20 protein-coding genes and 6 pseudogenes are annotated in these 24,907 nt (G+C 39.0%); 14 read left to right on the top strand and 12 right to left on the bottom strand.

Annotation, left to right across the window (positions count from 1 at the left end):
* Positions 1-28 precede the first annotated feature (28 nt).
* The 5 genes and pseudogenes from SAGCYANO_RS50255 to SAGCYANO_RS13240 form a co-directional block, all read right to left on the bottom strand.
* Positions 29-747: pseudogene (locus SAGCYANO_RS50255) on the bottom strand (beta-ketoacyl synthase N-terminal-like domain-containing protein); the annotation flags it as partial.
* Positions 748-758: 11 nt separating this feature from the next.
* The gene (locus tag SAGCYANO_RS13225; protein WP_202220510.1) at positions 759-2,192 is read right to left on the bottom strand and encodes an acyl-CoA-binding protein; all 1,434 of its coding nucleotides are present in this window, start codon (positions 2,190-2,192) and stop codon (positions 759-761) included.
* The gene (locus SAGCYANO_RS13230) at positions 2,170-4,806 is read right to left on the bottom strand and encodes a fatty acyl-AMP ligase (protein ID WP_237396131.1); all 2,637 of its coding nucleotides are present in this window, start codon (positions 4,804-4,806) and stop codon (positions 2,170-2,172) included. The genes SAGCYANO_RS13225 and SAGCYANO_RS13230 overlap by 23 nt, the downstream gene beginning before the upstream one ends.
* Positions 4,807-4,929: 123 nt before the next feature.
* Positions 4,930-5,253 carry a hypothetical protein gene (locus tag SAGCYANO_RS13235; RefSeq protein WP_202220511.1) on the bottom strand — a complete coding sequence of 108 codons (324 nt, stop codon included), beginning with the start codon at positions 5,251-5,253 and terminating at the stop codon, positions 4,930-4,932.
* Between the two features lie 909 nt (positions 5,254-6,162).
* Positions 6,163-7,392 (bottom strand): ISAzo13 family transposase, encoded by a 1,230-nt coding sequence (locus SAGCYANO_RS13240; RefSeq protein ID WP_202218595.1) that lies wholly within the window; start codon positions 7,390-7,392, stop codon positions 6,163-6,165.
* 170 nt (positions 7,393-7,562) lie between these two features.
* Between SAGCYANO_RS13240 and SAGCYANO_RS13245 the strand changes: the two genes are divergently transcribed.
* From SAGCYANO_RS13245 to SAGCYANO_RS13270, 5 genes and pseudogenes are all read left to right on the top strand, one after another.
* Positions 7,563-7,838 carry a hypothetical protein gene (locus SAGCYANO_RS13245; protein WP_202220512.1) on the top strand — a complete coding sequence of 92 codons (276 nt, stop codon included), beginning with the start codon at positions 7,563-7,565 and terminating at the stop codon, positions 7,836-7,838.
* A gap of 472 nt (positions 7,839-8,310) precedes the next feature.
* Positions 8,311-9,099 (top strand): 2OG-Fe(II) oxygenase, encoded by a 789-nt coding sequence (locus tag SAGCYANO_RS13250; RefSeq protein ID WP_202220513.1) that lies wholly within the window; start codon positions 8,311-8,313, stop codon positions 9,097-9,099.
* Positions 9,100-9,533: 434 nt separating this feature from the next.
* Positions 9,534-9,992: a DUF3598 family protein gene (locus tag SAGCYANO_RS13255; protein ID WP_202220514.1), complete on the top strand. Its 459-nt coding sequence runs from the start codon at positions 9,534-9,536 to the stop codon at positions 9,990-9,992.
* Positions 9,993-10,427: 435 nt separating this feature from the next.
* Positions 10,428-11,606 carry a DUF4135 domain-containing protein gene (locus SAGCYANO_RS47540; RefSeq protein ID WP_202220515.1) on the top strand — a complete coding sequence of 393 codons (1,179 nt, stop codon included), beginning with the start codon at positions 10,428-10,430 and terminating at the stop codon, positions 11,604-11,606.
* Positions 11,549-13,707 (top strand): annotated as a pseudogene (locus SAGCYANO_RS13270) (type 2 lanthipeptide synthetase LanM family protein). The gene SAGCYANO_RS47540 and the pseudogene SAGCYANO_RS13270 overlap by 58 nt, the downstream one beginning before the upstream one ends.
* A gap of 862 nt (positions 13,708-14,569) precedes the next feature.
* Here SAGCYANO_RS13270 and SAGCYANO_RS13275 read toward each other — a convergent pair.
* Positions 14,570-14,767 carry a hypothetical protein gene (locus SAGCYANO_RS13275; protein ID WP_202220517.1) on the bottom strand — a complete coding sequence of 66 codons (198 nt, stop codon included), beginning with the start codon at positions 14,765-14,767 and terminating at the stop codon, positions 14,570-14,572.
* A gap of 211 nt (positions 14,768-14,978) precedes the next feature.
* Positions 14,979-15,566, bottom strand: coding sequence for a hypothetical protein (locus SAGCYANO_RS13280; protein ID WP_202220518.1), 588 nt, complete (start codon positions 15,564-15,566; stop codon positions 14,979-14,981).
* A 705-nt stretch (positions 15,567-16,271) separates the two neighbouring features.
* On the opposite strand from SAGCYANO_RS13280, the gene SAGCYANO_RS13285 reads away from it, so the two are divergent.
* The 6 genes and pseudogenes from SAGCYANO_RS13285 to SAGCYANO_RS13305 form a co-directional block, all read left to right on the top strand.
* A complete protein-coding gene (locus SAGCYANO_RS13285) occupies positions 16,272-17,003 on the top strand; it encodes a Bro-N domain-containing protein (protein WP_202219549.1) in 732 nt (243 codons plus the stop codon).
* Positions 17,004-17,516: 513 nt separating this feature from the next.
* Positions 17,517-17,612 carry a helix-turn-helix domain-containing protein gene (locus SAGCYANO_RS49210; protein WP_202223267.1) on the top strand — a complete coding sequence of 32 codons (96 nt, stop codon included), beginning with the start codon at positions 17,517-17,519 and terminating at the stop codon, positions 17,610-17,612.
* Positions 17,605-17,790 (top strand): hypothetical protein, encoded by a 186-nt coding sequence (locus SAGCYANO_RS49215; RefSeq protein WP_307785881.1) that lies wholly within the window; start codon positions 17,605-17,607, stop codon positions 17,788-17,790. The genes SAGCYANO_RS49210 and SAGCYANO_RS49215 overlap by 8 nt, the downstream gene beginning before the upstream one ends.
* A gap of 55 nt (positions 17,791-17,845) precedes the next feature.
* Positions 17,846-18,478, top strand: a pseudogene (locus SAGCYANO_RS49220) (RNA-guided endonuclease InsQ/TnpB family protein); the annotation flags it as partial.
* A 61-nt stretch (positions 18,479-18,539) separates the two neighbouring features.
* A pseudogene (locus tag SAGCYANO_RS49225) lies at positions 18,540-18,794 on the top strand (zinc ribbon domain-containing protein); the annotation flags it as partial.
* 60 nt (positions 18,795-18,854) lie between these two features.
* Positions 18,855-19,130, top strand: a pseudogene (locus SAGCYANO_RS13305) (cytochrome); the annotation flags it as partial.
* 292 nt (positions 19,131-19,422) lie between these two features.
* Here SAGCYANO_RS13305 and SAGCYANO_RS13310 read toward each other — a convergent pair.
* The 3 genes and pseudogenes from SAGCYANO_RS13310 to SAGCYANO_RS13320 form a co-directional block, all read right to left on the bottom strand.
* The gene (locus SAGCYANO_RS13310; protein ID WP_202220520.1) at positions 19,423-20,394 is read right to left on the bottom strand and encodes an ExeA family protein; all 972 of its coding nucleotides are present in this window, start codon (positions 20,392-20,394) and stop codon (positions 19,423-19,425) included.
* The gene (locus tag SAGCYANO_RS13315; protein WP_202220531.1) at positions 20,384-22,027 is read right to left on the bottom strand and encodes a DDE-type integrase/transposase/recombinase; all 1,644 of its coding nucleotides are present in this window, start codon (positions 22,025-22,027) and stop codon (positions 20,384-20,386) included. The genes SAGCYANO_RS13310 and SAGCYANO_RS13315 overlap by 11 nt, the downstream gene beginning before the upstream one ends.
* Positions 22,028-22,038: 11 nt before the next feature.
* Positions 22,039-22,601: pseudogene (locus tag SAGCYANO_RS13320) on the bottom strand (recombinase family protein).
* A gap of 307 nt (positions 22,602-22,908) precedes the next feature.
* On the opposite strand from SAGCYANO_RS13320, the gene SAGCYANO_RS13325 reads away from it, so the two are divergent.
* Positions 22,909-23,379, top strand: coding sequence for a hypothetical protein (locus SAGCYANO_RS13325; protein WP_202220521.1), 471 nt, complete (start codon positions 22,909-22,911; stop codon positions 23,377-23,379).
* A 45-nt stretch (positions 23,380-23,424) separates the two neighbouring features.
* Here SAGCYANO_RS13325 and SAGCYANO_RS13330 read toward each other — a convergent pair whose 3' ends face one another.
* Positions 23,425-23,664 (bottom strand): hypothetical protein, encoded by a 240-nt coding sequence (locus tag SAGCYANO_RS13330; protein WP_202220522.1) that lies wholly within the window; start codon positions 23,662-23,664, stop codon positions 23,425-23,427.
* Positions 23,665-23,940: 276 nt separating this feature from the next.
* Here SAGCYANO_RS13330 and SAGCYANO_RS13335 point away from each other — a divergent pair, with 276 nt between their 5' ends.
* Positions 23,941-24,192, top strand: a complete 252-nt coding sequence (locus SAGCYANO_RS13335) for a hypothetical protein (protein WP_202220523.1) — start codon at positions 23,941-23,943, stop codon at positions 24,190-24,192.
* Positions 24,180-24,626 (top strand): PIN domain-containing protein, encoded by a 447-nt coding sequence (locus SAGCYANO_RS13340; protein ID WP_202220524.1) that lies wholly within the window; start codon positions 24,180-24,182, stop codon positions 24,624-24,626. The genes SAGCYANO_RS13335 and SAGCYANO_RS13340 overlap by 13 nt, the downstream gene beginning before the upstream one ends.
* 125 nt (positions 24,627-24,751) lie before the next feature.
* Here the strand turns inward: SAGCYANO_RS13340 and SAGCYANO_RS47545 are convergent, their stop codons facing one another.
* On the bottom strand, positions 24,752-24,880 hold the full coding sequence (locus tag SAGCYANO_RS47545) for a hypothetical protein (protein WP_255502437.1): 129 nt from the start codon (positions 24,878-24,880) through the stop codon (positions 24,752-24,754).
* Positions 24,881-24,907: the final 27 nt, after the last annotated feature.

The raw sequence follows: 24,907 nt of genomic DNA on the forward strand, positions 1-24,907 counted from the left end.
CACAGCCTTCTCCTCGCACATAACCGTCAGCTTTCTCATCAAAGGTTTTACACCGTCCTGACCCTGACATCATTCTGGTCTGAGAGAAAGTAATCGTCATATCTGGTAAAATCATCAAACTGACTCCCCCAGCCAAAGCGAGATTGCTCTCTCTGTTTTGCAAACTTTGACAGGCTAAATGAACAGCTACTAGGGAAGAAGAACAAGCAGTTTCCACTGCTAAGGATGGCCCATGAAAATCCAGAAAATAGGAAACACGGTTAGCTGCAAGGCTTAAGGTTAACCCCGTCCCGTTATAAGCATTAATTTTCTCCCAATCTCGACATAATAATCGCCCATAATCAAAATTACCAATGCCGACAAAAACCCCTGTTTTACTACCTTTGAGGGAATTTGGGTTCACCCCTGCATCTTCCAAAGACTCCCAAGACACCTCCATTACTAAGCGTTGTTGAGGATCGATGCGAGGTGCTTCCTTGGGGAAATATTGAAAAATGCTGGATCGAATTCTGCCACTTGCTCTAAAAACCCCCCCCACCGCGTATTCATTTTACCAGGGGTTTGTGGATCTTGATGGTAGAATTGAGCCACTGACCACCTCTTGGCTGGGACTTCGGTAATGGCATCAACTCCATTGACCAAAAGTTGCTCAAAGGTGGCAGGATCGGGAGACTTGGGAAAGCGACACCCCATCCCGATGATAGCAATAGGTTCTCTAGAGAGTTTCTGACTCATGGCTTCGATCATTGAACAGTAGCTTATTGAGCTAATTTAGAGGAAAATGTGGCAATGTTAGGATATTCATAAATTAAGGCGGGATTGAGGGTAGTTCCTAACCAATCTCCCAGGTCGCCAATCATCCCAACTCCTTCTGCTGAGGATAATCCATAGCTTTGAAAAGAACTCTCAAGGTCTATTTCCTCTGCCTCTAGATCTAAGAGTTCCGCTAAATAGGAAATCAACCAAGCTTCAATGTCAGAAGTCGTAATTTTTTTCTGATCCCCAGAAATTTGACTATTTGATTCTACAGAGGTATTTTTGCGTTTAAATGTCTCTACAAGTTGACTGTATCGTGTCATTGCTTCTTCTGCACTCAGGCCACGATATTGATTCCAAGCTTCCCACTGTATATACTTGCGAGGATGAAGGATTGGGTTAGGCTTGCTTTGATCACAATCTCCTGTGATAGACTGTTTTTCTAACCCGTAAATTTCTAGTTGTCGCTCGTCTTCTGGAATATTAACCTGACCAAACCGGACTTGATTTAAACTGTTTTGAAATTGAACTTCCGTGTCGCTTAAATCATGGGAGTCTCTCACCAAATTATGTCCATAATCATCTTTTCCTGACACCAATATACAATAATGTCGTTTAATATTATGTCCGTTTTCATCAATGAATTCTCCTTGCCAACGGTAGGGGTAAACTTGAGTGCTAGGACGCACATAACGCCCAATAATTCCTAAACGACGACGTTGTGAACGGTTAGGAAAAGAACTGTGCATCACTTTCTCGGTAAAAATAATTGCTTTTCCTGCTTCCACCGGAACTGTTTCCAAATCCCAATCATTCTCATCAAAATCGTAGTCAAGGGAATATTTTTGTTCCCTCTGCCAAACTGTTTTATGAGCACTAATTCCGGCAAAAACTCCCTCTTCCGCTGGGCGACTACCTGCTAACATTTTAAATAGTTTCTGATGGGAACCATTAGCAAACCGCATACAGCCATTTTCTATATCTGCATCGTCCAAGGCTACCCAAACTGTTAAATTTATCGGTTCTTCATCATCTTGATAAACTAGGGTTTTTTTCTGATAATCAATGTCACTAGAAGTGTAATATTCTTTTGCTTGATGCCATTTTATTTCTCCTTGACCAGGCAATTTACAAAAGATATTGGTGTACCACAATAACAAATCCTCTCCAGCAATTTGTTGAATATGTTTAATCAGTTCTGTGTCTTCAAATAATTCCCTAATTGGTTGATGAAATAGATGGTGATCTCTAGGGGTTTCCAGATTAAATACATTATTATAAAAACCGAGAATTTCCTGCCCGTTTGCTTCAACAATTAAACGGCTGTTGGCTTCTAAACACGCTTTAACAGCAGCAATTTTTTCCGGTGAAAATATCTCTAAAGGACCTACCCATCCCTTTCGAGCAAAATGGTTAAGCTGTTCTGATGTTAGCATCTTGTAATTTCGTCTCTGGTGATTTTATAGAGGAAGTAAACAAATTTAACTGATTATTGAGAAATTGCTGGCGACAGTTTTGACGCTGAATTTTACCACTAGAGGTTTTGCTTATAGTTCCGTGTCTGATTAAAGCCATCTGATATACTCGTAAATCATGTTCAACAGCCACTGCTTCCTTAATTTTCTGCTCTACTGTTGCTAGATCCAAATTTTGCCCATAACTACGTTCTACTTCTTGGACAATCACTAGACGTTCCTCTCCCTTTACCTCCACTGAAAATGCTGCACCACATCCCGAACGCAATGCCGGATGGCTGTTTTCCACAGTCAGTTCAATATCTTGGGGATAATGATTGCGGCCTTCTATAATAATCAAGTCTTTCAGTCGTCCAGTCACAAATAATTGTCCCTTGTAGAGAAAGCCTAAATCTCCTGTTCTCAAAAATGGTCCTTCTCCTGTATCCCTAAGATAAGCTTGAAAGGTTTCACCAGTGGCCACCGGATTATTCCAGTAACCTTGGGCTACTGTCATTCCACTAACCCAAATTTCTCCAATTTCTGTGGGGTTACAGGGGGTTAAACTCTCAGGATTGATAATTTTGACTTGGGTATCAATTTCACTGTATCCACATCCCACTTGGATTTGTGACTTTAAACACCTATTTTCGGCTATTACTAGGCGATTTTCGGACAATGCTGCTGATTCAATCTCTATGGATATGGGTGCATCCTGTTGCCTTACCGCAGCTACTTTTAATGTGGCTTCAGCTAATCCATAACCAGGACAAAAGACTTGTTTTTTGAAGCCGTAGGGAGCAAATGTTTTGGAAAATTTCTCTATTGTCTCGGCTCTTACTGGTTGCGCTCCGTTTAGTGCCATTTTCCAGTTTTTTAGGTCTAATCCCTTCCCTTGTTCTGGTTTAAACTTGCGCACACATAAGTCATAGGCAAAATTAGGCGCAGCACTATGGGTTGCCTGGTAACGAGAAATTATTTTCAACCAGTTTAAGGGTTTCAACAAGAAAGATAGGGGAGACATCAAATAACAACTACACCCTACTAATAAAGGAGTCAAAATCCCATACACTAATCCCAGATCGTGAAAAGTAGGCAACCAAGAGACAATTTTACTATCCCGAGCGTGATTCCAACCTACAGCTAGATCCCTACAATTAACAAGTAGATTTTCATGGCTAACCATCACCCCTTTGGGATTACCTGTTGATCCCGATGTGTACTGTAGTAAGGCTAAGGTATCTTGATTGATTTTAGGCGGTTGCCAATCCTTTCGAGGGACACTGGAAATGCTGCTGGTGTCCAACCACTTTAATTGAGCAAAATCAGGATTTTGATCCTGCCAACGAGCTTTTTGTTGCCATAAAGCTGTGGTTGTCAGGGCAAAAGTCGCCTCAGCATCCTTGATAATAGACTCTAATCGATTTAGGGATTGATTAGGACGGGGAGGATACCCAGGAACAGCTATCATTCCTGCTGCCAGACAGCCGAAAAAGCCAATTATAAAGTCTAAACCAGGAGGATATAACAACAATACTCGCTCCCCAGGAGAACCTAACTGTTGTAATTGTGTCGCGATCGCCTGAGACTGCTGGAGTAAATCTTGGTAACTGAGACTTCCAGATACAGTTACATCATCCTGAAGAAAGGTATAAGCCTTCCGATCAGGATTTTCTGTCGCTCTTTGGTGTAAAATATCTAATAAAGTGGACAAAGCTGCTTTCCTCAAACTTTGCTTAACTCCAGTAATAAACTTGTTCCCGATTTTGAGAAAACGCCACAAACCCCCAATGGTGATGCGACGACGAGAACCTTTGACAGTGGAAACCCGATGTAAAATGCGACCGTCATCAAAGATGATTAAACTACCTGCCTTGGGCTTAACCCGCATTTGTGCATAATCTTCCATGACATCAGCAATTAATTTGCCGTTCACTGTTCCATTTCTCTTGCGTCCACCGTTTTCTGTGTCTGTCCACTCAGTTTCATCCCACTCTAAATCATAAAGGATTAACTCCCCGCCGATTTCTGCTTCACTTAGAGTTAGATTATAACCGAGATGTGCCTCTTTGTTGATTTGATTTCCTAAGTGTTTGTAACCAGGGGTGCAGTATACAAACTGATTGCCAAAATGCCAGCCCATAAATTGTCCTTCTTCTAAGACTCGAATGGTGCTAGGGGTGTAATCAGAGCCATTTGCTGCTTTGGGTATTGTAACTTCTCTTCCCCCAGACATCATCCCTAACACTTCTTCCAAGCGTGTCTCGAAGTCTGTTCCCCCCTGAAAAATATGGCGACAGTATTCCCGATATTCAATCGCTTCTTGGCAATATTTTTCGATGTTGGTTTCGGAAACATACAATGCTGGTCCGTAAATCAGAATCTCTCCGAAGGGAGACCCTTCAAATGGTCCTTTTTGATTGAGTTGACTCACCACTTGGTCAACATCTTCTTGAGAAAGAAAGTTTTCGATGATTAAACCATCAATTTTGCGTTCACAGATATCTTTAATGCCATCGGGATAGTGACGAGCCAGATCCTGAGCATCTATTTCTACTAAATTGTAGAGGGTTTTTGAAGCTGCAATTGTCATCATTTTGTTGAAAAATTAAGTAGTATAGAAATACCTGCTCCCCACTCTATTTTTTAGGGGAGCTAAGTATTTGAGGCCATCAAAAACCTCTTAATGATCCTTCTTATTAATGGTTCTTCTTAAGACCTACTTCTTACCAACAACAGACCCTAAGTGACAAGTAGTGTTACAATAGGCATCCATCATGGAAGTATACATTGGATCGCTTTCATATTTAGCTTTCATTTCTCGTACATATTGCTTAACATCATCAAATGTTACATCAAATCCTTGACTTCTTGCTGCTTCAACCAGTTTATCCATCACAGCCATTCCTTTAGCTTCTCCTGATAAGGAACGGTCATAACCTGCAACAATTCCCGCCACAGCAGGATTAGACTTTTTAGCAGATTTGCCTTTTGGTGCTGTGGTAATGCTTTGGATAAAATCGTTAAATGCTTGAACAGACATAAGCTTGTTCCCTCGGTTATTTATAAGTTTACAGGTATCCCTGTCTAGTAAGAGAGTATTGCACGTAGTAGAGAGTGATTTATATAGTTTTGTAGAATGGATATCTTCAACCTATTATATTTTTATTCACTATAGCACTATAGTAGTAGGCAAAGATTACTACACTACCTATATTTATTTACTTATTCTACATTTTAGCAATACTCTTCATAGTATAAATGTTTACTAACGGATTGTCAATCGTCATCTACCAGATTTGGGGCTGATGCACTACCGATGAGTTTTACCCTTCTGACCAGGCGATAGGAATTGGTGGTCTGACTGGCTAGAACTTGCAGTAGGTTTTTCTGTCTTGGCGACAGGATTATGGATTGAGCTTTGGGGATAGGCATTCATTCATGGGGTTGACTAGGCTGATTGATTGGGCTTCCACAAATTCTAGTTTACTTCATAGAATCACTTTTTTTAGTGGTCACTTTTTGGGGCTGGCCTCTCCGATGCGATCGCACCTCTGAGTATTCTATCTCAGGAAGAGGGCATTGCTCTTACTGGTCACTTATTTCTGCCATCCTGCACTAGGAAAACCTTTTATCTTAATAATTTTTCCTGATTCTAATTCCAACTCATTCCATTTTTATTCTTCCAATTTTTGGTATTTTTTTATACCCACACTATCGTCTACTAAACGATATAAAAATATATGCTATTTTCAATTATAATAATACCAGACAACCTCACGGGGTGACAATAGCCTCAAAAGTATTGCTAACAATGGTTTAAAGGATTAAAGTGACTCTTGAAAATTACGCTCAATAGTGAAAATAATAATTATTATTAGTAAGGGGCTCGGCGATCGCTGCACATCAGCATCCCCAATCTTAGTAGCCGTGTAAAAATAACTTGAACAATTTAAGCTATTGTTCTCGGCTTAATCATATAATTCCATTCACCATGAAAAAAGTCTGGCTCAATTCTAATGGCATTAAATTCTTCGCGACTTACTTTAATTCCTGTTTCGTAAAAATTTTCGTCTAGGTGAGCAACTACATTCAATCCTTGTGTGGTAGTAGTATTGTTAATAAGATTAATCACGACTTGCAAGCTACTTAGGGGTCTGCCACGCCAGTTTTGGGTGATCTGGCAAAACAAGCGATGTTCAATTTTGTTCCATTTACTGGTACCGGGAGGGAAATGACACACATGAATAGTTCGATTAATCTCGTCAGCAAATTCTTGTAGTTCTAACTTCCATAGTCGGGAGCGATAACTATTACTACCACCACAGTCAGCTGTAATCATTATCTTTTGACTATCTGGATAAAGTTCTTCACCCATTGAGTACCACCAATGGCGAATCGACTCCACTGCAAAGCAGGCTGTGTCGTGGTCAATGCCAACATTCACCCATCCAGTATTCAAAGTTAAGTCATAAATTCCATAGGGAATTGCTTTACCCAATTTCGGGTCAGCAAAGTCGTGCATTCGTACTTCTATTGGTTGTCCATGAACACACCATTCATGACCAGAGTTCTTAAAATCCCCAATTAATTCTTTTTTCTTGGTATCAACAGAAATGACTGGTTGATTTTCAGATTGGAAATATCTAACTTGTTGAGCAATATGTAAAAACTGAGCATCTCGATCTGGGTGAGATGAGCGATCGCGAGTCTTACGATTTGATTGTAGGCTGTAACCAAGAGACTCCAGTAAATTATAAACACTTTTAGGGCTGATTCTGTGTCCCCCTTGATTCAATCCTGCTGCTAATTTAGCTACACTTTTTGAGGTCCATTTCAGAGGAGATTCTGGGTCTCCTAAAGTCGCGGGTTCAATCAGTAATTCCAAATCTGTTAACAGAGTTGGGTCTTTTTCCTCTAGTAGTTTACGGCCACCACCAAATTCACGAATTCGATCGCTGTAGTCCGATCTTGTTGTTCCATCTGATTTACAGAGATTATCTATACCAGCATGAATTGTTGTCCGCGAAAGTCCAGTTGCTTTGGCCACCAAGGTGAGACCTCCCCAACCCAGGCTTTGAGCTTCAATAGCTGCCCATATACGTCGTGTTTTTTCGTTTAAGTAAGGCCACAACAATTCATACTTGTCTTGAATAGTTTTGACTACAGAGTTATCAGACATATTACCCAACAATAAACGTGATACTTTTATTATTTAGCTTTGGAGGTAATTTGTTCAAGTTATTTTTACACGGCTCCTAAGTTGACTTTTATGTCAATTGTTAATGGTAGCCATAAGTCACATTTTATGGTAAAAAAAGTCGTTCCTCTTACAGAAATAGACCGACCAAAATGCAATTTTTATCATTGTATGAGTCATATTTTAAACAATCTTTGACCAATACTCAACTTCAAACTTTTAAAATTTTAGTTTTGTTAATTACTGTCCAAAAAACTGTTAAAATAGAAAGGTTAGCTGCTTGTTTTCCTCTGCCCATTAAATATGAAAGTCGTCAGTATGATGAATCTATCACCTCAGAAAAAGCTCTATTATCAAAGAGGATTAAAAGCGATGTCTATGTTATTAGATTAAGTATTTGTACTTTCAAGAATTCACAGTTTATCTAATAACTAAAAATAATTTTTAGTGGGCTGATATAAATTTTGTTAGTGGTATTGAGTTGAAATAAAAATCAACCTAATGTGGGGTTGTAATTGAGCGATCGCTTAACTACAACCTCCACTAATAATAATAATTATTTTCACTATTGAGCGTAATTTTCAAGAATCACTTTAATCCTTTAAACCATTGTTAGCAATACTTTTGAGGCCATTGTCACCCCGTGAGCCAGACAACCTAAAATATACTCAATCTAATTTTTCATTTCAGTTAATGATAATTTTGTGGCTCTGGCAATCGCTAAGAGGAACTTAGTTTAGATAGCAAATGTATAGAGAACCTTAAGGGTTAACACTATATGTAGTGCCCTTGCGTAAGTCCTGCCTATAATAATATACTAGGGTCAACTTGTTTTATCTAGGGACAAGTGAGCTAGTAAACAAATCCTCGATCAGTTAGGACAATTTAAGGAAATTGGACATGGAACAGAAATGGATTACAACTGATATTAATTCTCTAGGGAATTATTCTGACGGGATTAATCAAATTTACCAAGGTAACATTGATGGGATACATATTAAGCAGGTTTTTTCTCTAACAGAGATGGAGGTAGTTAAAGAAAATTTAACTCAAAAACAAGCATCTTTTAAGCATTTACTCTCCACTCAAAAGTATGGAAAATTACTTGGAGCTATTCTCCCCGCCAGTGGCAACGATCGGAGCGAATATTTTCAAGACGCAGTTTTGCTCAGGAAGGTGTTAAAGGAGGTTTTTGAGCCGCCGGGTTACGAAGCAACAATTAAAAGCGTTTTTACGAAGCTCTCAAATAATCGAAAAGTTGCTCCTGCTCACCAAAACGGGAATATTTATTCACCTGCTCTAGTGCGATTTACTTATCCCAATCAAGGAGGAATATCCTTACATAAAGGTAATGAATTTATCGACATGGAGGGATTTGAAGGGTTGCACAAAATTGTGAAACTTAAAGATTGTCTAAGTTATTTTCTGGTAATTGACCCGCCAGAAGCAGGAGGAGAGTTGATTTTATATGATGGTTTACCAGCAGAATTGACTACTCCTAAAAAAGAATTAGACTTGGAAAACTGTCAGCAAAGACGTTATCATCCCCAGGCGGGAGATTTAACTATTTTTCATGGAGCCTGTATCTGGCACGCGATTTCGGAAGTTAAAGGAAATAAGATTCGTTACAGTATTGGAGGATTTGTGGGTTTGTCTCACGAGGATGATACTATCTATTATTGGGCATAAAACTGTCAAATTAATCAAAGAGAAGATGAGCTGAACATAGTCTGAAAAATTAGTTTATAGTAGTCGAATATTGGGCGCGGACATTTCTAAATCCTGAAACTCTTTAACATTTTACTATTCCCTCCATACCTATTCCCTAGCGCTATATACAGTGCTTTCCGTTGTTATGAACAGGACTTACGCAGAGAGAGCTACCATATCTAGTAGGAGTTAACCGCAGTTAACCCCTACAGGTGGTGTATAATTTAGTATCTTGCCTAAGTCCTGTGTAAATATAGTAGCAATCCGTGCATAGGTTGTAAGATTTGAACGTAGGGGTTTTGTCTCCAAATCTCTTAGCGCTTTGGTTGAGAGACAAAACCCCTCAGCTTTTGATCGCGAATGATTTCATATTGCTGCTATAGATGATTAGCTGTTAACTTTTTGAGAGAATTATGAATCAGATAAGTAAATTTAAAGTGTTGCCAAAGTTGGTAGGAACTTGGGAGGGAAACTGGATAGCTTTAGATCCGACAGGAAAAGAGCGTTATCAGTTTACCAGTATATTAAAACAAAAAATTGCAAACAATCAATGGGTACAAACTAACGAAAATACTTATTCTGATGGGAGACAAGAAACGCTTCATTTTTTTGGTAAAGCAGTTGGAGAAAATACCTTGCTATTGGAAAGCCCAGATATCCATTATTATGACTTTCTTATGTTGGTATCAGAATTAGGTGAAAATCTGATTATTATTAATGTCACCCATAAAATAACGGGGATACAATTAACAGCAGAAACTATTAACTTAGTAAGTCCAAATGAACGCATCCGTACCTTACAACAATTTAATACTTCTGATGGTAAATTACGAGGTTTTACCCTTGTTATAGAGAAAAAAATAAGTAATTAAGTAGTAAGGATTCAGGTATCTCAAACCCAGTTATAGAGAGAACTCTGAAAATGGCTAACTCAGCAATTTAATAGTCTCATTCTCAATAATGACGAAAATAAAGGTTTGTAGCCATTTCTAATTGATAATATAATTTGGGATATAATTGCCTGAAATGCTTATCAATCAAGATTTATAGGCTTTTCCATAGAATATGAATCCTTACATTAAGTAGGAAGATAAAATTAATTATAAAATGGTGATGACAAGGGAATAGGGAATAGGTAACAGTAAGAACTCATAACTCCTATTTTAATTTTATTTATACCCAGCTAATTAAATTCATTTATGAGTTACTTATGAAACTGTTTGTTAGAGATATATTAAGATAATATTGAGTATTAATTGCTGGGGAAACTGAAAATAAAAACTGTCACATTTTTACTATAAAAAATTATGATAATTGAAACCAATATATTATCAGAAATTAGTTTAAAAGCAAGCTCATTATCAGAAAGATTGAATCAGTTAAGCTCTTGTTTTATATTGTCAAGTAATGAAACAGAAATCATTAATCAACGCTTAGAACATTGGTGTCAAATAATCGGGGATGGAGATTGGAGAAAATTGAAAAAACGCCTTGAGTGGGATAATTTAACCCTGGAAGAAATCAAACCATTCCTAGAAAATGGAAAAATTAGTACAGAATTTTCTCTTCCGCCTTGGACAGAAATTTTAACCCTTTGGGTAGAAACAACAGCAAAGTTTAATTTGAAGCGAGTTACAGAGCAGTTTCCTTCCTTCCCCATCGATCCGAATAATCCCCTTCCCTTTGAAGAAATTTGGTTCTCTGCAGTTATTGTCGCCCGGAAAAAACTCTGTGAACGTCTAGCCATACCTACTATATCTTTTGAGCAAATTCCCTTCACCTTACTCTCTGCCAGGGCCTACCAAAACCTAGAGAGAATGTTGCTTCAACGGCTAGTTAACATGGGAGGAAAAACTCTTTACCATGAATTTTGCCAATTTCGCCCGCCAATCTACAATGGACTGAATTTCTTTCTAGAACAATTCGATTTATTGACGCAATTAGACCTTACGCCTCCCGAAACAACTTATTATCAAGCTTTTGTTAAAAACTTCTTACAAGATGGCTTACTGACTTTATGGAAAAACTATCCTGTTTTAGCCCGATTAATGGTAACAACCCTAAATTTTTGGGTAGAAGCTACAGCAGAATTTATCCTTCGTTTGAAGGACGATCGTAGTACAGTACCTCAACTGCAAGGTAAAATTAAAGAAATTCAAGGTTCCCTCTCCGATTTTCATAATCGGGGACGTTCCGTATTCATTTTAACCTTGGAATCGGGGCAAAAAATAATCTATAAACCCAAAAACATCGGTTTAGAAGTGGCTTACAATCAACTGCTAACCTGGTGTAATCAACAGCAGTTTCCTCTCCCCTTTAAAACTATCGATCACTGCGATAGCGATACTTATGGCTGGGTGTTAGACTATATAGAACAAGAACCCTGTGCTGATGCTGCAGCAGCACAGCGCTTTTATCAGCGAGGGGAATGCTACTTTGCTTGCTGTATGTCTTGGGAGGTAATGACTGTCATTATGAGAATTTAATCGCTCATGGCGAACATTTAGTCCTAATCGATCTCGAAACCTTGATGCACCCCCAGGCAAAAACAATCCCCGGTTCTATCCAAGAGAGCATTGATGGCGATCGCCAGTTATGGGATTCAGTATTGCGAACAGGTTTGTTACCTCGTTGGGATTTTAGCCCAGATAACGCGATTGCTTACGATATTAGTGGGTTAGGGAGTATCACTGCTCAAAAAGCCCCTTATTCTTTACCCAGATGGAAATTTATCAACACAGATGAAGTTTATCTCCTTGAAGAACGGGGAACTTTAGCTGAACAAGCTAACATTCCTCAATTAAATGGAGTAGCATTAGCTCCCGAAGACTATGAAGCGGATTTAATCACGGGATTTACCCAAATGTATCAGTTTTTAGGGAAAATAAGCAAGCACTCTTAGATCAAAAAGGATTACAAACCACTCTTCAGTTTCAGAAAGTAAGATTTATTTTCCGTGCTACCTACGTTTATGAAGCACTACTGCAAAAAACCCTCGCACCTGAGTTCCTGAAAAATGGGGTAGATCGTAGCATTGAAATTGATATTTTGAGCCGTACCTTTCTTAATGGGGAGGAAAAACCGACAGCTTGGCCAATCTTATCTGCAGAATTAGCTGCTATGGAACAACTTGATATTCCCTATTTTGGTAGCACAGCTAGCAGTCACGCCTTAACGGTGGGAGTCAGACAACCTATTAAAGACTACCTCAGCCCCAGCTATGAGCGATTTATAGAGCGCTTACAAGCCTTAAGCGATTTGGATTTAAGACAGCAAGTTGCTATGATTCGGGGAAGTTTTGCAGCAAGATTTGCCAAAAATAAACCATTATCCTCCATACCCTCTTTACCTTCTCCCTCTTTACCTTGTTTAACTTCTGACCAGTTTCTGAATGCAGCAAGGCAAATCGCTACTGAGATATGCGAGCGCTCCATAGTAGATCGATTTGGGAATGCTCGCTGGTTAGGGTTAAGCTATGTTGACCATAGTAATCGCTTTCAATTTCAACCATTAGGGTACAGTCTTTATGATGGCAATTGTGGGATCGCCTTATTCTTGAGTGCGTTATTCCAAATAACTAGAGAAGATTCTTTTCGTACTCTAGCACTTCAAGCGTTAACTCCTTTAAAAGGACTGTTAAATCACTCTAATTCTGCCTTGACTTCAAAATTTGCCCAACAAATCGGAATCGGTGGCGGAACGGGAATTGGTTCTATTATTTATGCCTTGGTTAAGATTAGCAAATTTTTAGGAGATGAAACTGTTTTAGAAGATGGGGTTAAAATGGCTCATTTTCTCACCTCGGAGAGGATAGAATGCGATCGCCAATTAGACATTATCGGTGGAGTTGCGGGAGCTATGTTGGGTTTATTAAACCTTTATCGCGAGACAGGAGCTACTAAGGTTTTACAACAAGCGATTGACTGTGGGCAGATTCTTATTAAGAAGCGAATCAGCTTTGAGGGTAAGCCTCTAGCTTGGAAAACTATCACGGAGCAGCCCCTCACAGGCTTTTCCCATGGTGCGGCAGGGATTGCTTATGCCTTAGTGCGACTGTATGAAGTGACGGAGGAGCCAGAGTATTTAGATATTGCTAGGGAAGGTATAGCCTACGAAAGGTCAGTTTTTTCCTCTACAGTGCTTAACTGGCCTGATTTTTTAACCATGCCACCTACTTTTAAAGTTATGTGGTGTCATGGGGCTGCTGGTATTGGATTAGCGCGATTAGGCGGGTTAAGAATAGAATCGAGTGCAGCTATCCGTCAAGAGCTAGAAATTGCCTTAGAAAATACTCAAAAATACATGGGACAGAGTGTAGATCATCTTTGTTGCGGTCATTTTGGTCGTATAGAACTGTTATTAACTGCAGGACTTGTTCTCAAACATCCCCAGTTGATAGACATAGCATGCCAAAAAGCTACTCATTTAGTGCAACAAGCGCAGCAAAAAGGGAGTTATCAACTTTTGGGTAACCTATCGACTGTCGCCTTTAATCCTGGTTTCTTTCAGGGAATGGCCGGAATCGGCTATCAATTACTTCGCCTCGCCTATCCGGCAAGATTTCCAGTTGTCTTGTTGTGGGATTAGGTTGTGGGATTAGGGAGAAAGAGAAGAGGTAGAATCGATGGTAGTGCATCACCCGGATTTCTCATAAATAGAGCGATCGCTAAAATTGTAAGCCTTGCCAGGGTTGAGTTTTAGGTGTAGTTGCTTGCAAACAAGAACGCTCATGCTCGCAAACAGAACAATTTACTGCTCACATTAAGGAGAGTGAAAAAAATCGGGGGAGATAACAGTATAGAACCCATTTGGTATCTATGTGGGAAATAAAATATTATCAGGACTTACGCAAAGACACTACATACTCAAACCCATACTCACATCTTGCACCTGACAAGACAAAGTTCCAAACCATGTTCATAAAACCAGGGATTTAGTAACTTTAATTTTTTGATAAGGGAAAGGAGTAAAATCTGAGGTAAGAGCAAAACCAAGGCTTTTTCGGCTGAATCATACCAATCTAAATCATCAAAATAACCATTATGTAAATAAATCCCTCACGGGGTGACAAGGTAGCTGAAAGCTATATATAGAGATGGACTTATCGAATAAGCTGAAGAATACTTCAACTAAAAGAGAACTATTATTGAGAATAGATGGGGGTGTGGTGCGTTCGCGGAGCGTTGCGTCAGCAGTATCGCACCACACCCCCCACGGTAGGTTGAACAATAGTTCAACTCAACTTCTAAATTAAGATTATCAAAAAACTCACTTTTATTAATTTTAGTTACTCATAAATAATTAAATATTAAGTAGTTTATTCATGGCTTTAATTCCATTCATATAACATGGTAATTTATGACGATTAAACCTCATTAAATTTTCTACTAATTTCCTGATAATTTCATCATTTACAATCCAATTAACACCGGATAATCCGAGAAAAAAATTACTGTGCCTTCTGTATGTTCTTCTTTTTCATTGATTCTTGATATATATTTTTGAAGACCTTTATTCTTGATTTTTGTCCTTGAAATGAATTTATTGTGTATGAAATAGCTATTAATAAAATTAGATTGTTTAGTCTAGTTTGATTGGCCTTGGCTGCTTCTAGGTGATAACCACCACTTTTATAATCCTTAAACATTGCTTCAATTCCCATTCTCTGGCTATATATTTTTTAACTTTCTCAATCGATGATAAATTGGTCAAAATATACCATTTTTCTGAAACATAGTTGTCGAGATATTTATGTTTTTATATACAAGTAAATTATATGTTCCCACTTTCTTTATTTTAGTATTTTTTTGATTTAATAATAGTTTAGCTGTACCGATTTTTACTTTTAATTCTGAGAGTTAACAATATTTTTTACCTCGTTTAATGGAGGTAGATTTTCGCTGCCTTAAGACAAAGTAAACCTGATTTTTCTGAGATTTTTTCAACCAATGGGATAGAAAGATACTGTGGAATTCTCTATCTGCTGTGATGATAATTTTATACCTTTTTAATAATCTTAACACAGGACGAATTACTGCTTGCTGCTCTATTAAATTACTAGCCCCTTTATGATCTAAAATCTTCCAATATATGGGTAATGCTCTCTTTTTCCAGGCCACACTAATCATTAATATATTAGTATTTTGCCATTGAATTCTATCTATAATTAATATTAATTCAGAAGTCAAACTGAATACTTTCTCTACCATAATTCTTACCAAAGGAAACCAAAATATAGGTAAACTTAATTCCTTAAGGGTTAAAAATTTTTGTATATGTTTGCGCTTACTTTCTGATTGGATTGGCAGAGGAAATAAGCTTGTTAATTTTGATATTTGTACAGTTTTATATACTGATATTAAATATAATAATATTTGTAATGTTGCTACTTGAGATGGACTCAATTTTTGTTCTATATGGTCTTGATAAAAGCCTAATCTATTCACTTTTTATTCTTTTTTATTTATAATTATCAAACCTTTTTTATCATATTTTTAACTGTTTTTAACTTTGTTTGAATAAATAATCAACCTACTATGGAGGGTGTGGTGCGATACTGCTGACGCAACGCTCCGCGAACGCACCACACCCCCATCTATTCTCAATAATAGTTCTCTTTCAGTTGAAGTATTCTTCAGCTTATTCGATAAGTCCACCTCTATATATAGCTTTCATCGACCTTGTCACCCCGTGAGGTTTGCAGGATATGGGAATTCCCATATCTTATTTTTAAGGAGTAAAAATGGCTGAAATAATCAAGGTGTTTGAAGACCAAGAAATTACTATAGCTGAGGATGGTATGTGGAATGCTTCAGCAATTAATAATTACTCATTCTTAAAAGAATGGGATTGACTAAAAGGAAAAATTTTGATTTTATCCCCTTAAAATGGGAGGCTTTTAAACCTGATTTTTTTAATTATTAATAGTTAATTATTGCTTAGTAATCATTTAGTAATGGTTTTACCATCATTTTTCAAGGTACATTGTACCCTTTTTTTCTTTATTTCGTGGTGTTCGCAAATGAATAAATATGTTATTATAAAAAAATCTAGCGAATTGTTTCCAATACTTTCGCTAGAGATGACAAAGGCCAAATCTACTAACTCGCCAAAGTTATCGGTAGATTTGGCCACCTAAATCCTATTATACTATGAAAAACAACAATACTCAACTCTCAGTTTTCAACTTCCAAGAGTCAGAAGTTCGTATTGTTATCATTGACAATGAGCCTTGTTTTGTGGCCAAAGATTTGTGCAACGTCTTGGGAATCAATAATCATATAGATGCTGTTAGCCGATTAGACGATGATGAAAGGGGGTCGGTATTAGTGGATACCCCTGGTGGAAATCAAGTAATGTCAATAGTTTCAGAATCCGGAATGTATTCTTTAGTTCTCAAATCTCGCAAGAAACAAGCTAAGGTTTTCAAAAAATGGATTACCTCTGAAGTCCTGCCATCTATCCGCAAAACTGGTCAATACTCTATTGAACAGAAAATCCCTACAACTGGGGATGTTTTGCAGGCGATGGTTAGCGCATTTAAGCAACACGAGCAACGCTTATCAGTTATTGAACAGGAAAATATCATACTAAAGCAGCAGCTAGCCGAACAGCAAGAAGTTGTAGAAAGCGTTGAAATGCTGGCTGAAGCCAACTCTTGTGAGCTAGAACGGTTTAGGAATAGTCATGGTTGCTGGTACAGCGTTGTCGGTTATGCGACGAAGTACGGCTTAGGCTCGTACTCTGTGAAGACGGCATCAGCGTTAGGCCGGAAGGCTACAGCACTTTGTAAGCGAATGGGGATAGTACCTGAAAAAATTAATGATCCTCGTTTTGGAATGGTGAATACTTATCCAGAACATATCTTGGCTAAAATAGTTTAATTTAAAAACTTAATAAGGATATGGGCAGCCCATATCCTGGATTATTCTGCTAACCAGAAGCAGCCAATATTCCTGCCGTTGGGAGGATAGGTTGGAGATGGATAGAGAAGATGAGCGAATCATTCATATTTGTTGAATTATTTGACAGCGATCGCTAACGCGAAGACTCTTCGCGTTGTTCCGCGTTTTTATAGCTTACAAGCTTTTTTAATGCCAACTATTATTTCAGTGATTCAGTAACTTGTACTGGGTATTTTCTAGTAAAAAGTTAGGATAAATAGGTAAGTTTTTAATTTCAACCTACCTATTTATTTTAACTTAATTTTGGTGTAAATTTAAGAAACGCTAATCCGAGTTTCTTGTCAAAGCTATATATATCAATTTATTTAAGAAACGCGAATTTTGACCGAAAAAATGGGTCTCAAGCCTCGCCCATAAGCGGGCGACTTTTTATTGCGGGTTGATTTTTTCAATAAATATGTTAACCTATATGTTAGTTTGATGCGTCAAGTTATGAAAGCTAGATTTAAGTACCGTATATATCCAACGCCGGGACAAAAATACCGATTAGCCAAGCTATTTGGCTGTGTCCGTGTGGCGAGTGAATGATAGTCTAGCTTTCTGCCAACAGAGGTATAGATCAGGAGAAAAGAAATCTACTAATTCAGAATTACAAAAGCTTTTTATTACTCAAGCTAAAAAGACTGAAGAAAGAGAATGGTTGTCAGAGGTTTCTAACATACCATTGCAGCAATCATTGAATGACTTAAACCAGGCGTTGCTCTAACTTTTTTAAATCAACTCAAGGGAAGAGAAAAGGTAGACCTGTTAGACCTCCTAAATTTAAAAGTAGGAAATCAAAGCAAACTGCTAGGTTTAGAAAGGGTGGCTTTAAGATTGGTCAGCATAAAGTTTATTTAGCTAAGATTGGAAAACTAAAAATAGTTTGGTCAAGGGAGTTACCTGCTGCTCCATCATCAGTAACAGTAATCAAAGATTCCGCCCATAGATATTTCTTGATTTTTGTAGTAGAAATACAACCAGAAATCTTACCTCAAACTGATAATTCAGTAGGCATAGATTTAGGTATTAAAACCTTTGCTACATTGAGCGACGGTACAAAGGTTGATGCTCCTAAGCCACTGAAGAAACGAATTAAGAAGTATATAAAGTTAAGTAAGTCATTATCTCATAAAACTAAAGGGTCTAAAAGGTATGAAAAAGCCAGGGTTAGAGTGGCTAAATTCCATGCCAAACTGAAAGATACAAGGACAGATTTTCTACATAAATTATCTACTAAAATAATTCGTGAAAACCAAACAATTGTTTTAGAAGATTTAAACGTTTCTGGAATGGTTAAAAACCGTAAATTATCCAGAGCAATTTCTGATTTAGCTTGGAGAACGTTCAGGACTTTTTTAGAAGGAAAAGCAGAAAAATATGGTCGCGATTTCAGAGTAATTAGTCGCCCTTGAGCCAACATCCCAAGTTTGCTCAAATTGTGGCTTTAAAGGTGGGAAGCTAGACCTTCAGGTTCGAGAATGGGAGTGTCTCAACTGTGGTGCAAAACATGATAGAGACGAGAATGCAGCGATAAATATATTAGTCGCGGGCGGGCAGTCCGAGACATTAAACGGACGTGGAGGTAAGCGTAAGACTAGCGTCAAGGTAGCAGCAGCCAGTGTTAGCGGCAGCTATGCGAAGCAAAACGTCAACCCGCCGAGGAGTTACGGCTCGGTAGGAATCCCCGCGCCTTTAGGCCGGGGAGGATGTCAAAACGCTCGGTATTAAAGAGTAGTATATGAGTTAAATTATTGAAGTATTTGACGGGTAAGAAATTGGTATGATAAAATGAAGAAAATCATCATCGGTGTGATGGGTCCGGGAAGTGGCGCTACTTCATATGACCTGAAAAATGCCTATAAACTTGGTCAATTAATTGCTCAAGAATCTTGGGTTTTATTGACGGGTGGGCGAAAGATGGGGGTGATGGATGCTGCTCCTCGAGGTGCGAAGTCCGTTAATGGTTTAACTATTGGTATTTTGCCTGGGAATAATTTTGATGGTATTTCTGAGGCGGTTGATATTCCCATTGTTACTGATATGGGTAATAGTCGAAATAATATTAGAGACTGTTTGTAAAACAAATCTTAAGAACAGCCAGATTTTTTAGCTGTAGCAGCCAGCAATAAGATTGTCCTCAACCAGCAATAACGATCATTTTGAGCCAGGATTAATTGCAACTAGATTGATATTTGAGCCAGAATTAACTGCAACTGAGCCAGGATTATTTGCAACTAGCCAGCAATAACTTTTTTCGGCCAGAATTAACTGCAACTAGAAGGCCATGATAGGGCATTCTTTAAGCCGTAAAGCTGAAAGAGCCTCAAAGACTGTTGATGTGATGAGTATAAAGTCCCTACAAAGGTAATCCAGCAGCCAACATCTGTTCCTGCAACTCACGGGCGCGACTGGGTTCAAGTTGACCTCGAAACAAAGAACGAATCTCCCCTGGTTTAGCATTAAACTGTTCAGACAGACTTTTGACGTTATAGCCATGACGAGTTAAAGTGGGTTCTAACTCATCAATTTGTTTAGAAAGAATTGATTCAATCACCGCTACAGTTACAGGCTTTTCACCCAGACGGTAAGCTTGCTCAAAAGCCAAAGATAAGTGCTGTTGAATTTGTAAAGGTGTTCTCAATTTTTGAGCTAGCTCATCAACAGCTTCAGGAACAATTAATTCAGAAAGGGGTGTATCTTCTGCCACACATTCTCCCAACAGCCACTGAATGTACTCCCCCTGGCAACCGCCAATACTATCCAAGGAGAAGACGGCAGTGCGATAGCCGATTTCCTCCATCGTTGGACGACGCAAGTCATTCTTAAGTTTAGGATGACCGCCCAACACAATTGAGAGAGTACCCCCTCCATCTTCTACCACCTCAATCAAACGCTTGAGTCCCGTTAAAGTACTATAGTGTAAGTCATGGGCTTCATCGATGAAAAGTGCAACTGGCTTCTTTCCCTTGCGAAAAAGTTCTCGCAGTTCGCGCTCCCACTTTTCTCCAGAACTAGGAATCTTTACCTGCTTATCTGAAGATAAATCATAGAATAAAGCTGCAATCAAACTGGGTAATGTGGTTCGGTTTTTATCCACTGATAAAGATTGAGATACCCAGATTTTGCCTTCTTGCCTCAAAGCTGCCTGTAAACGTCTCATAGTAACAGTCTTACCACAGCCTACAACCCCTGTGATGGCAATTAATTTCCCCATACGAATTGCAGCAGAAATCTCTGTGAATAAACGGCGCAGGTGTTCTGTTTCATAGTAGCCCGCCCGCCGAAATTCCTTGACTAAGCCGAAAAATTGCTGCACTTCAGTCAACATCTTTGTTCCGCCTCCCACTCTGAAAGTAGTGCTGTACCCTTTCCAGAATCACTTGTTTTTCTAAAGTTTCCTCCAACAGTTCGTCGATAAAAGCCCGCTCGACTTCAGATAAACGAGCTAAGGGCAAAGCTAGGTAGTCAGCAATAGCACCCTTGGCTGCCAAGACTGTGGGGTAGCTAAACTCTTGGAAGGGGTCGGGGTCAATAAAGGGAACTACAACTAATCCAGGTGCTGTTTGAATTTGAGCCAAGAACTGGAATTCTCCGTCTCCTTGCCAGGCAGTAGTCGGCAGAACCAATTTTTTTGAGAGAGCTTCAATTCTATCAGCTCGTTGTTGGGTCTTACTTTTCTTGAATTGGCGATAGCGATGTAGGGGAATGGGGCCATCTACTGGTAAATAAGGGCCATATCTTTTTTCATCCTTTTCCACATACAACTCGTTGTCGAATAACCCCCACCAGAGGACAACCATCTCTCCAGCTAAATCTGGGTCTACTTCATAAGCCACTCCTTCAACGGAGATTCGCGCACAACCATCAACTTTTCTCTGCTCAGGTTCCCTGGCAAAGGTACAAAAGCGTTCCCAGCTACACATTTGCAGTAATCCTGTCTTGGGGAGATGTAGACGCCAGTCTTCAATGCGAGAATGGTTTTCTTGACGGTGAGGCTGACTGTTGTAGTTAAGCAAATACTGGTGTAACCAACGGTTGGCTTCAACTTCAGTTTCCGGTTGGTGGAAGTGATAGAGTGTTTCGTGAGCTTCCTTGATAGTGCGAAAAGGGCGCTCTACTTTGCCTTTAGCTCGTGCTGTAACTCGTCTGCCATCTTTACCGTTAGGTAGGTGGGTTACTACTTTTACTCCCAGACAGTCCATCACGTTCTGAAATACTCGACTCTTGGCGATCGGACCGTTATCGGCGTAGAGCATTTGTGGGATGCCTTGAAATGAAAACCCTTCAATGGTTTTAGCACTCATGGCGTTAAACAAGAACCGTAAAGCAGTTTCCGCGTCTTCGCCATAAGCACAGCGATATTCTTGATAACAAGCACCACTGCGGTCATCGACAACACTATAGAGCATTAATTGTGGTTTTCCTCGCCCAGACTGTACCCAAGGGGGTTGCTTGAGATATTTTAAGTCGGAATGGCTCAAGTCAAAGTGCCAGCATTCATTGCTCTGTTCGGCTTGAAAGCGCACTGCTGGTGGCTGTCGGGTGAGGGATGTGTGGTCGTATCCCCAAGCTTTGAGATAATAGTTGACTGTACTTTTTTTCAGCAGTTCTTTTGGTGGTTGAATGAAACCGTCTGGGGTTTCTATGCCATATTCTTCTAGTAGTTCAATAGCTCGTACTGTGGAAAGGTGTCGCCCTTTAGAGTTGTTGGTGCGGATTTTCATCGCTGCTATTACCTCACAGTAATTCTCCATTTCTGAGCGGGTTAGTTTACGAGGTTTTCCTTTGTCGGAGCGCTGAATGGCTTTGGGCTTTTGTTGTCTTCGCAAGCTACGATATAGAGTATCTACTGACACACCATAGTTGGCAGAGGCTTCTTCAATTAGTGCGCGACGCTCCCGCGAACGTTCTGGTAGTAATTCCAACCTAGAGCGTAGTTGAACGAGTGCTTCAGAGGGAATTTGTTTGCGACTCACGTCGTTCCTCTAGCCTCCGCAATGTAGTGGTAAAGCGTTGGCTTGGAGATGCCCATCATCTGACAGATTTCATCAATGGTGTATTGGCTTTCATCGTAAAGTTTAACTACTAACTGGCGCTGGGCTGGTTTGAGGGTTTTGGGACGACCGCCTTTCCGTCCCCTGGCACGAGCTGCTTTTAAGCCTACTTGGGTTCGTTCTCTAATCAGGTTACGCTCGAATTCGGCTAAGGCTGCGAATAAGTGGAAGATGAGTTTACCGCTACTAGAGTTTGTAGCAATTACTTCTGTGAGGCTTTGTAGCTCTATACCTCTTTTTGAAAGAGTTTCTACTATCTCTATCAAATTTTTAGTGATCGCCCGAGTCGGTCTAAACGCCACACAACTAATAAATCTCCGGTTCGAGCTACTTCAAGAGCTTTTTGTAAACCAGGTCTGGCTGCTGATGCCCCACTAATACGATCTTCATAAATCCGATGGCATCCCGCAGTCCGCAAGGCATCTCTTTGCAGGCTTAAGTTTTGGTCATCTGTCGAGACTCGGGCATAACCAATTAGCATGGGTGGGCCTCAGCCGTAAGGCAAGAAACTCATCACTAATTATTATATCTTACCTTAGATAAATTGACTGAGTTTTTTTACTTTTCTAAAGTCCTATTTTCGTATCTGTCATTGCTAAGAGAAAAGAGTAAAAAAAACGAACGTTTTCTTTACTTCTAGTTGCAAATAATTCTGGCTCAAAAAAGTTATTGCTGTCTGGTTGCATTTAATCCTGGCTCAGTTGCAGTTAATTCTGGCTCAAATATCAATCTAGTTGCAATTAATCCTGGCTCAAAATGATCGTTATTGCTGGTTGAGGACAATCTTATTGCTGGCTGCTACAAATACAGGGCCAGTACGAATTGAAATTGAATCAGTAGGCAAAACAGCCGAATATACTGAATCTGAAATAGAAGCTTATGACAGTTTATTCGGTGACGGGCCACCACAAACCGCACCCCAAACTGAGGAAATAATTACTGAGCAATCCGCATGGGATTTAGAAAATCTTAATGAACCTATTGAATCACCATACTCATCTGAAGCAGAAATAGCTCAATTAATTGAAACACATGACCAACTCTCTCAAAGAAATCAACCTACGGAACAAGAAATTTCCGCATGGGATTCTGGACATGAGCAGGTACAATCCGTAGTATTGCCGATTCAATCCGACGAAGAAGAAAAAATTGCTCTGGTTGAAAAAGTATTGTCAGAACTGGATACTTTTGAATTTTCAAAGACCCGAGGCATTCCTAAGATAGTATATATTGTATATACTCCCTGGACATCTTATTGATTTATCTTCAATTGTTTTTATTTCTAAATTTTATTCTTCAAACATTTATTTATGTGGATATTTAGTTCTACGGTAATTGTCAAATAACTCCTGAATAGAGAGTGCCTCTAAAGCCATATAGACATCTTGATAACTTATTGATTTTCCCGTATCTATATCTCTAGCTATTTGTAGTATTTTTTCTGCAAATACTCCAGGTACTCGGATTGCTTTTGTTGGGAGGTTTTTCCATTTTTTATTACTACCTGTTTGAAGATTATGTACAGATTTTATATTGACTGCCATCTTGATTTTTCTGCTGTACACCAGAATTATAACATTTAAAGGTGGAATATGTTACGATTTTTTAGATACAGCTTTAGGAGAGAAGGTCCTACAAAATCAATTTAATAAGTGATAATTAATAGTCTACTGTCTCAGGATATGTATACCACCCTATTATCAATTAAAATCATCAATAGTCAACGGCATTATTTTGCTGTTTGTTTTTGATTTTTTTAATGTGCGTTATATTATAATTATAATTGATGAAATTGAGCAATTCAACTAAGAGAGGATTTAATGCAGTCAGCACTAAGGATTGAAACTAAAGTTCTACCAGGCAACAAGATTGAAATTAATCTGCCTGACAATACTCTCTCAACCTCAGTGGGGCAAACCGTTGAAGTGATTGTCCTGCTACCAGAGCAACCACAATTAGTGCGACAAAATATTCTGGAATGGATTGAGCAGACGCGTAGCAGAGGAACCCTTAGAAGCGCCGAAGAAATTAACCGTAACCTGCAAGCCGAAAGAGATTCATGGGACAACTAAATTTACCAGATTCCGCCAGAATTTACATCGACACCTCAGTTGTAATTTATACAATTGAGGTCAATCACAATTATTGGCAATTGCTGCAACCGCTGTGGCAAAAATTTCAAGCAGGACAAGTTGAGTTGATTACTAGCGAACTTACGCTCATGGAATCTCTAGTACTCCCATTTAGGCAATCTAACATCAATCTGATTACTACCTATGAGCAGCTACTTCTTTCTTCAGTGCTGCAACTCATCCCAGTTGGTTTGCCTATTCTGCGTGAAGCAGCTAGACTACGCGCAACTATTCCTTCATTTAAAACACCTGATGCTATTCATGCAGCAACTGCGATCGCTACTGGCTGTACCCAGTTTCTCACCAACGATGGACAACTAACGGTAGTCACAGGCTTACCCATTGTAATTCTTGATGAGGTACTGACATCGTAAAAACTATTGATTTTATTAGAGTTGGACTTTGGACAAAAAAAAGTAGTTAGCGTAATAGTTACACTAACTACCAAAATTAAGGTTTAAAGACCGAATTCATACTGGAATTATCTTTGTTTTTGACATTATTTATCATCCCGAAGATCATAGGATGGGTCTGGTTCAATTTCTCCACCAAAACAAATATCTAAATAACTTTCTTGAAGGGAATGAACAACTCTCTCCAACTCATCAATAAGATTCCTTCGACTCATTTTTTCAACTGCATCAATATGAGCTTC

This window comes from Okeania sp. KiyG1 (genome assembly GCF_014132355.1).
GTDB lineage: Bacteria > Cyanobacteriota > Cyanobacteriia > Cyanobacteriales > Microcoleaceae > Okeania.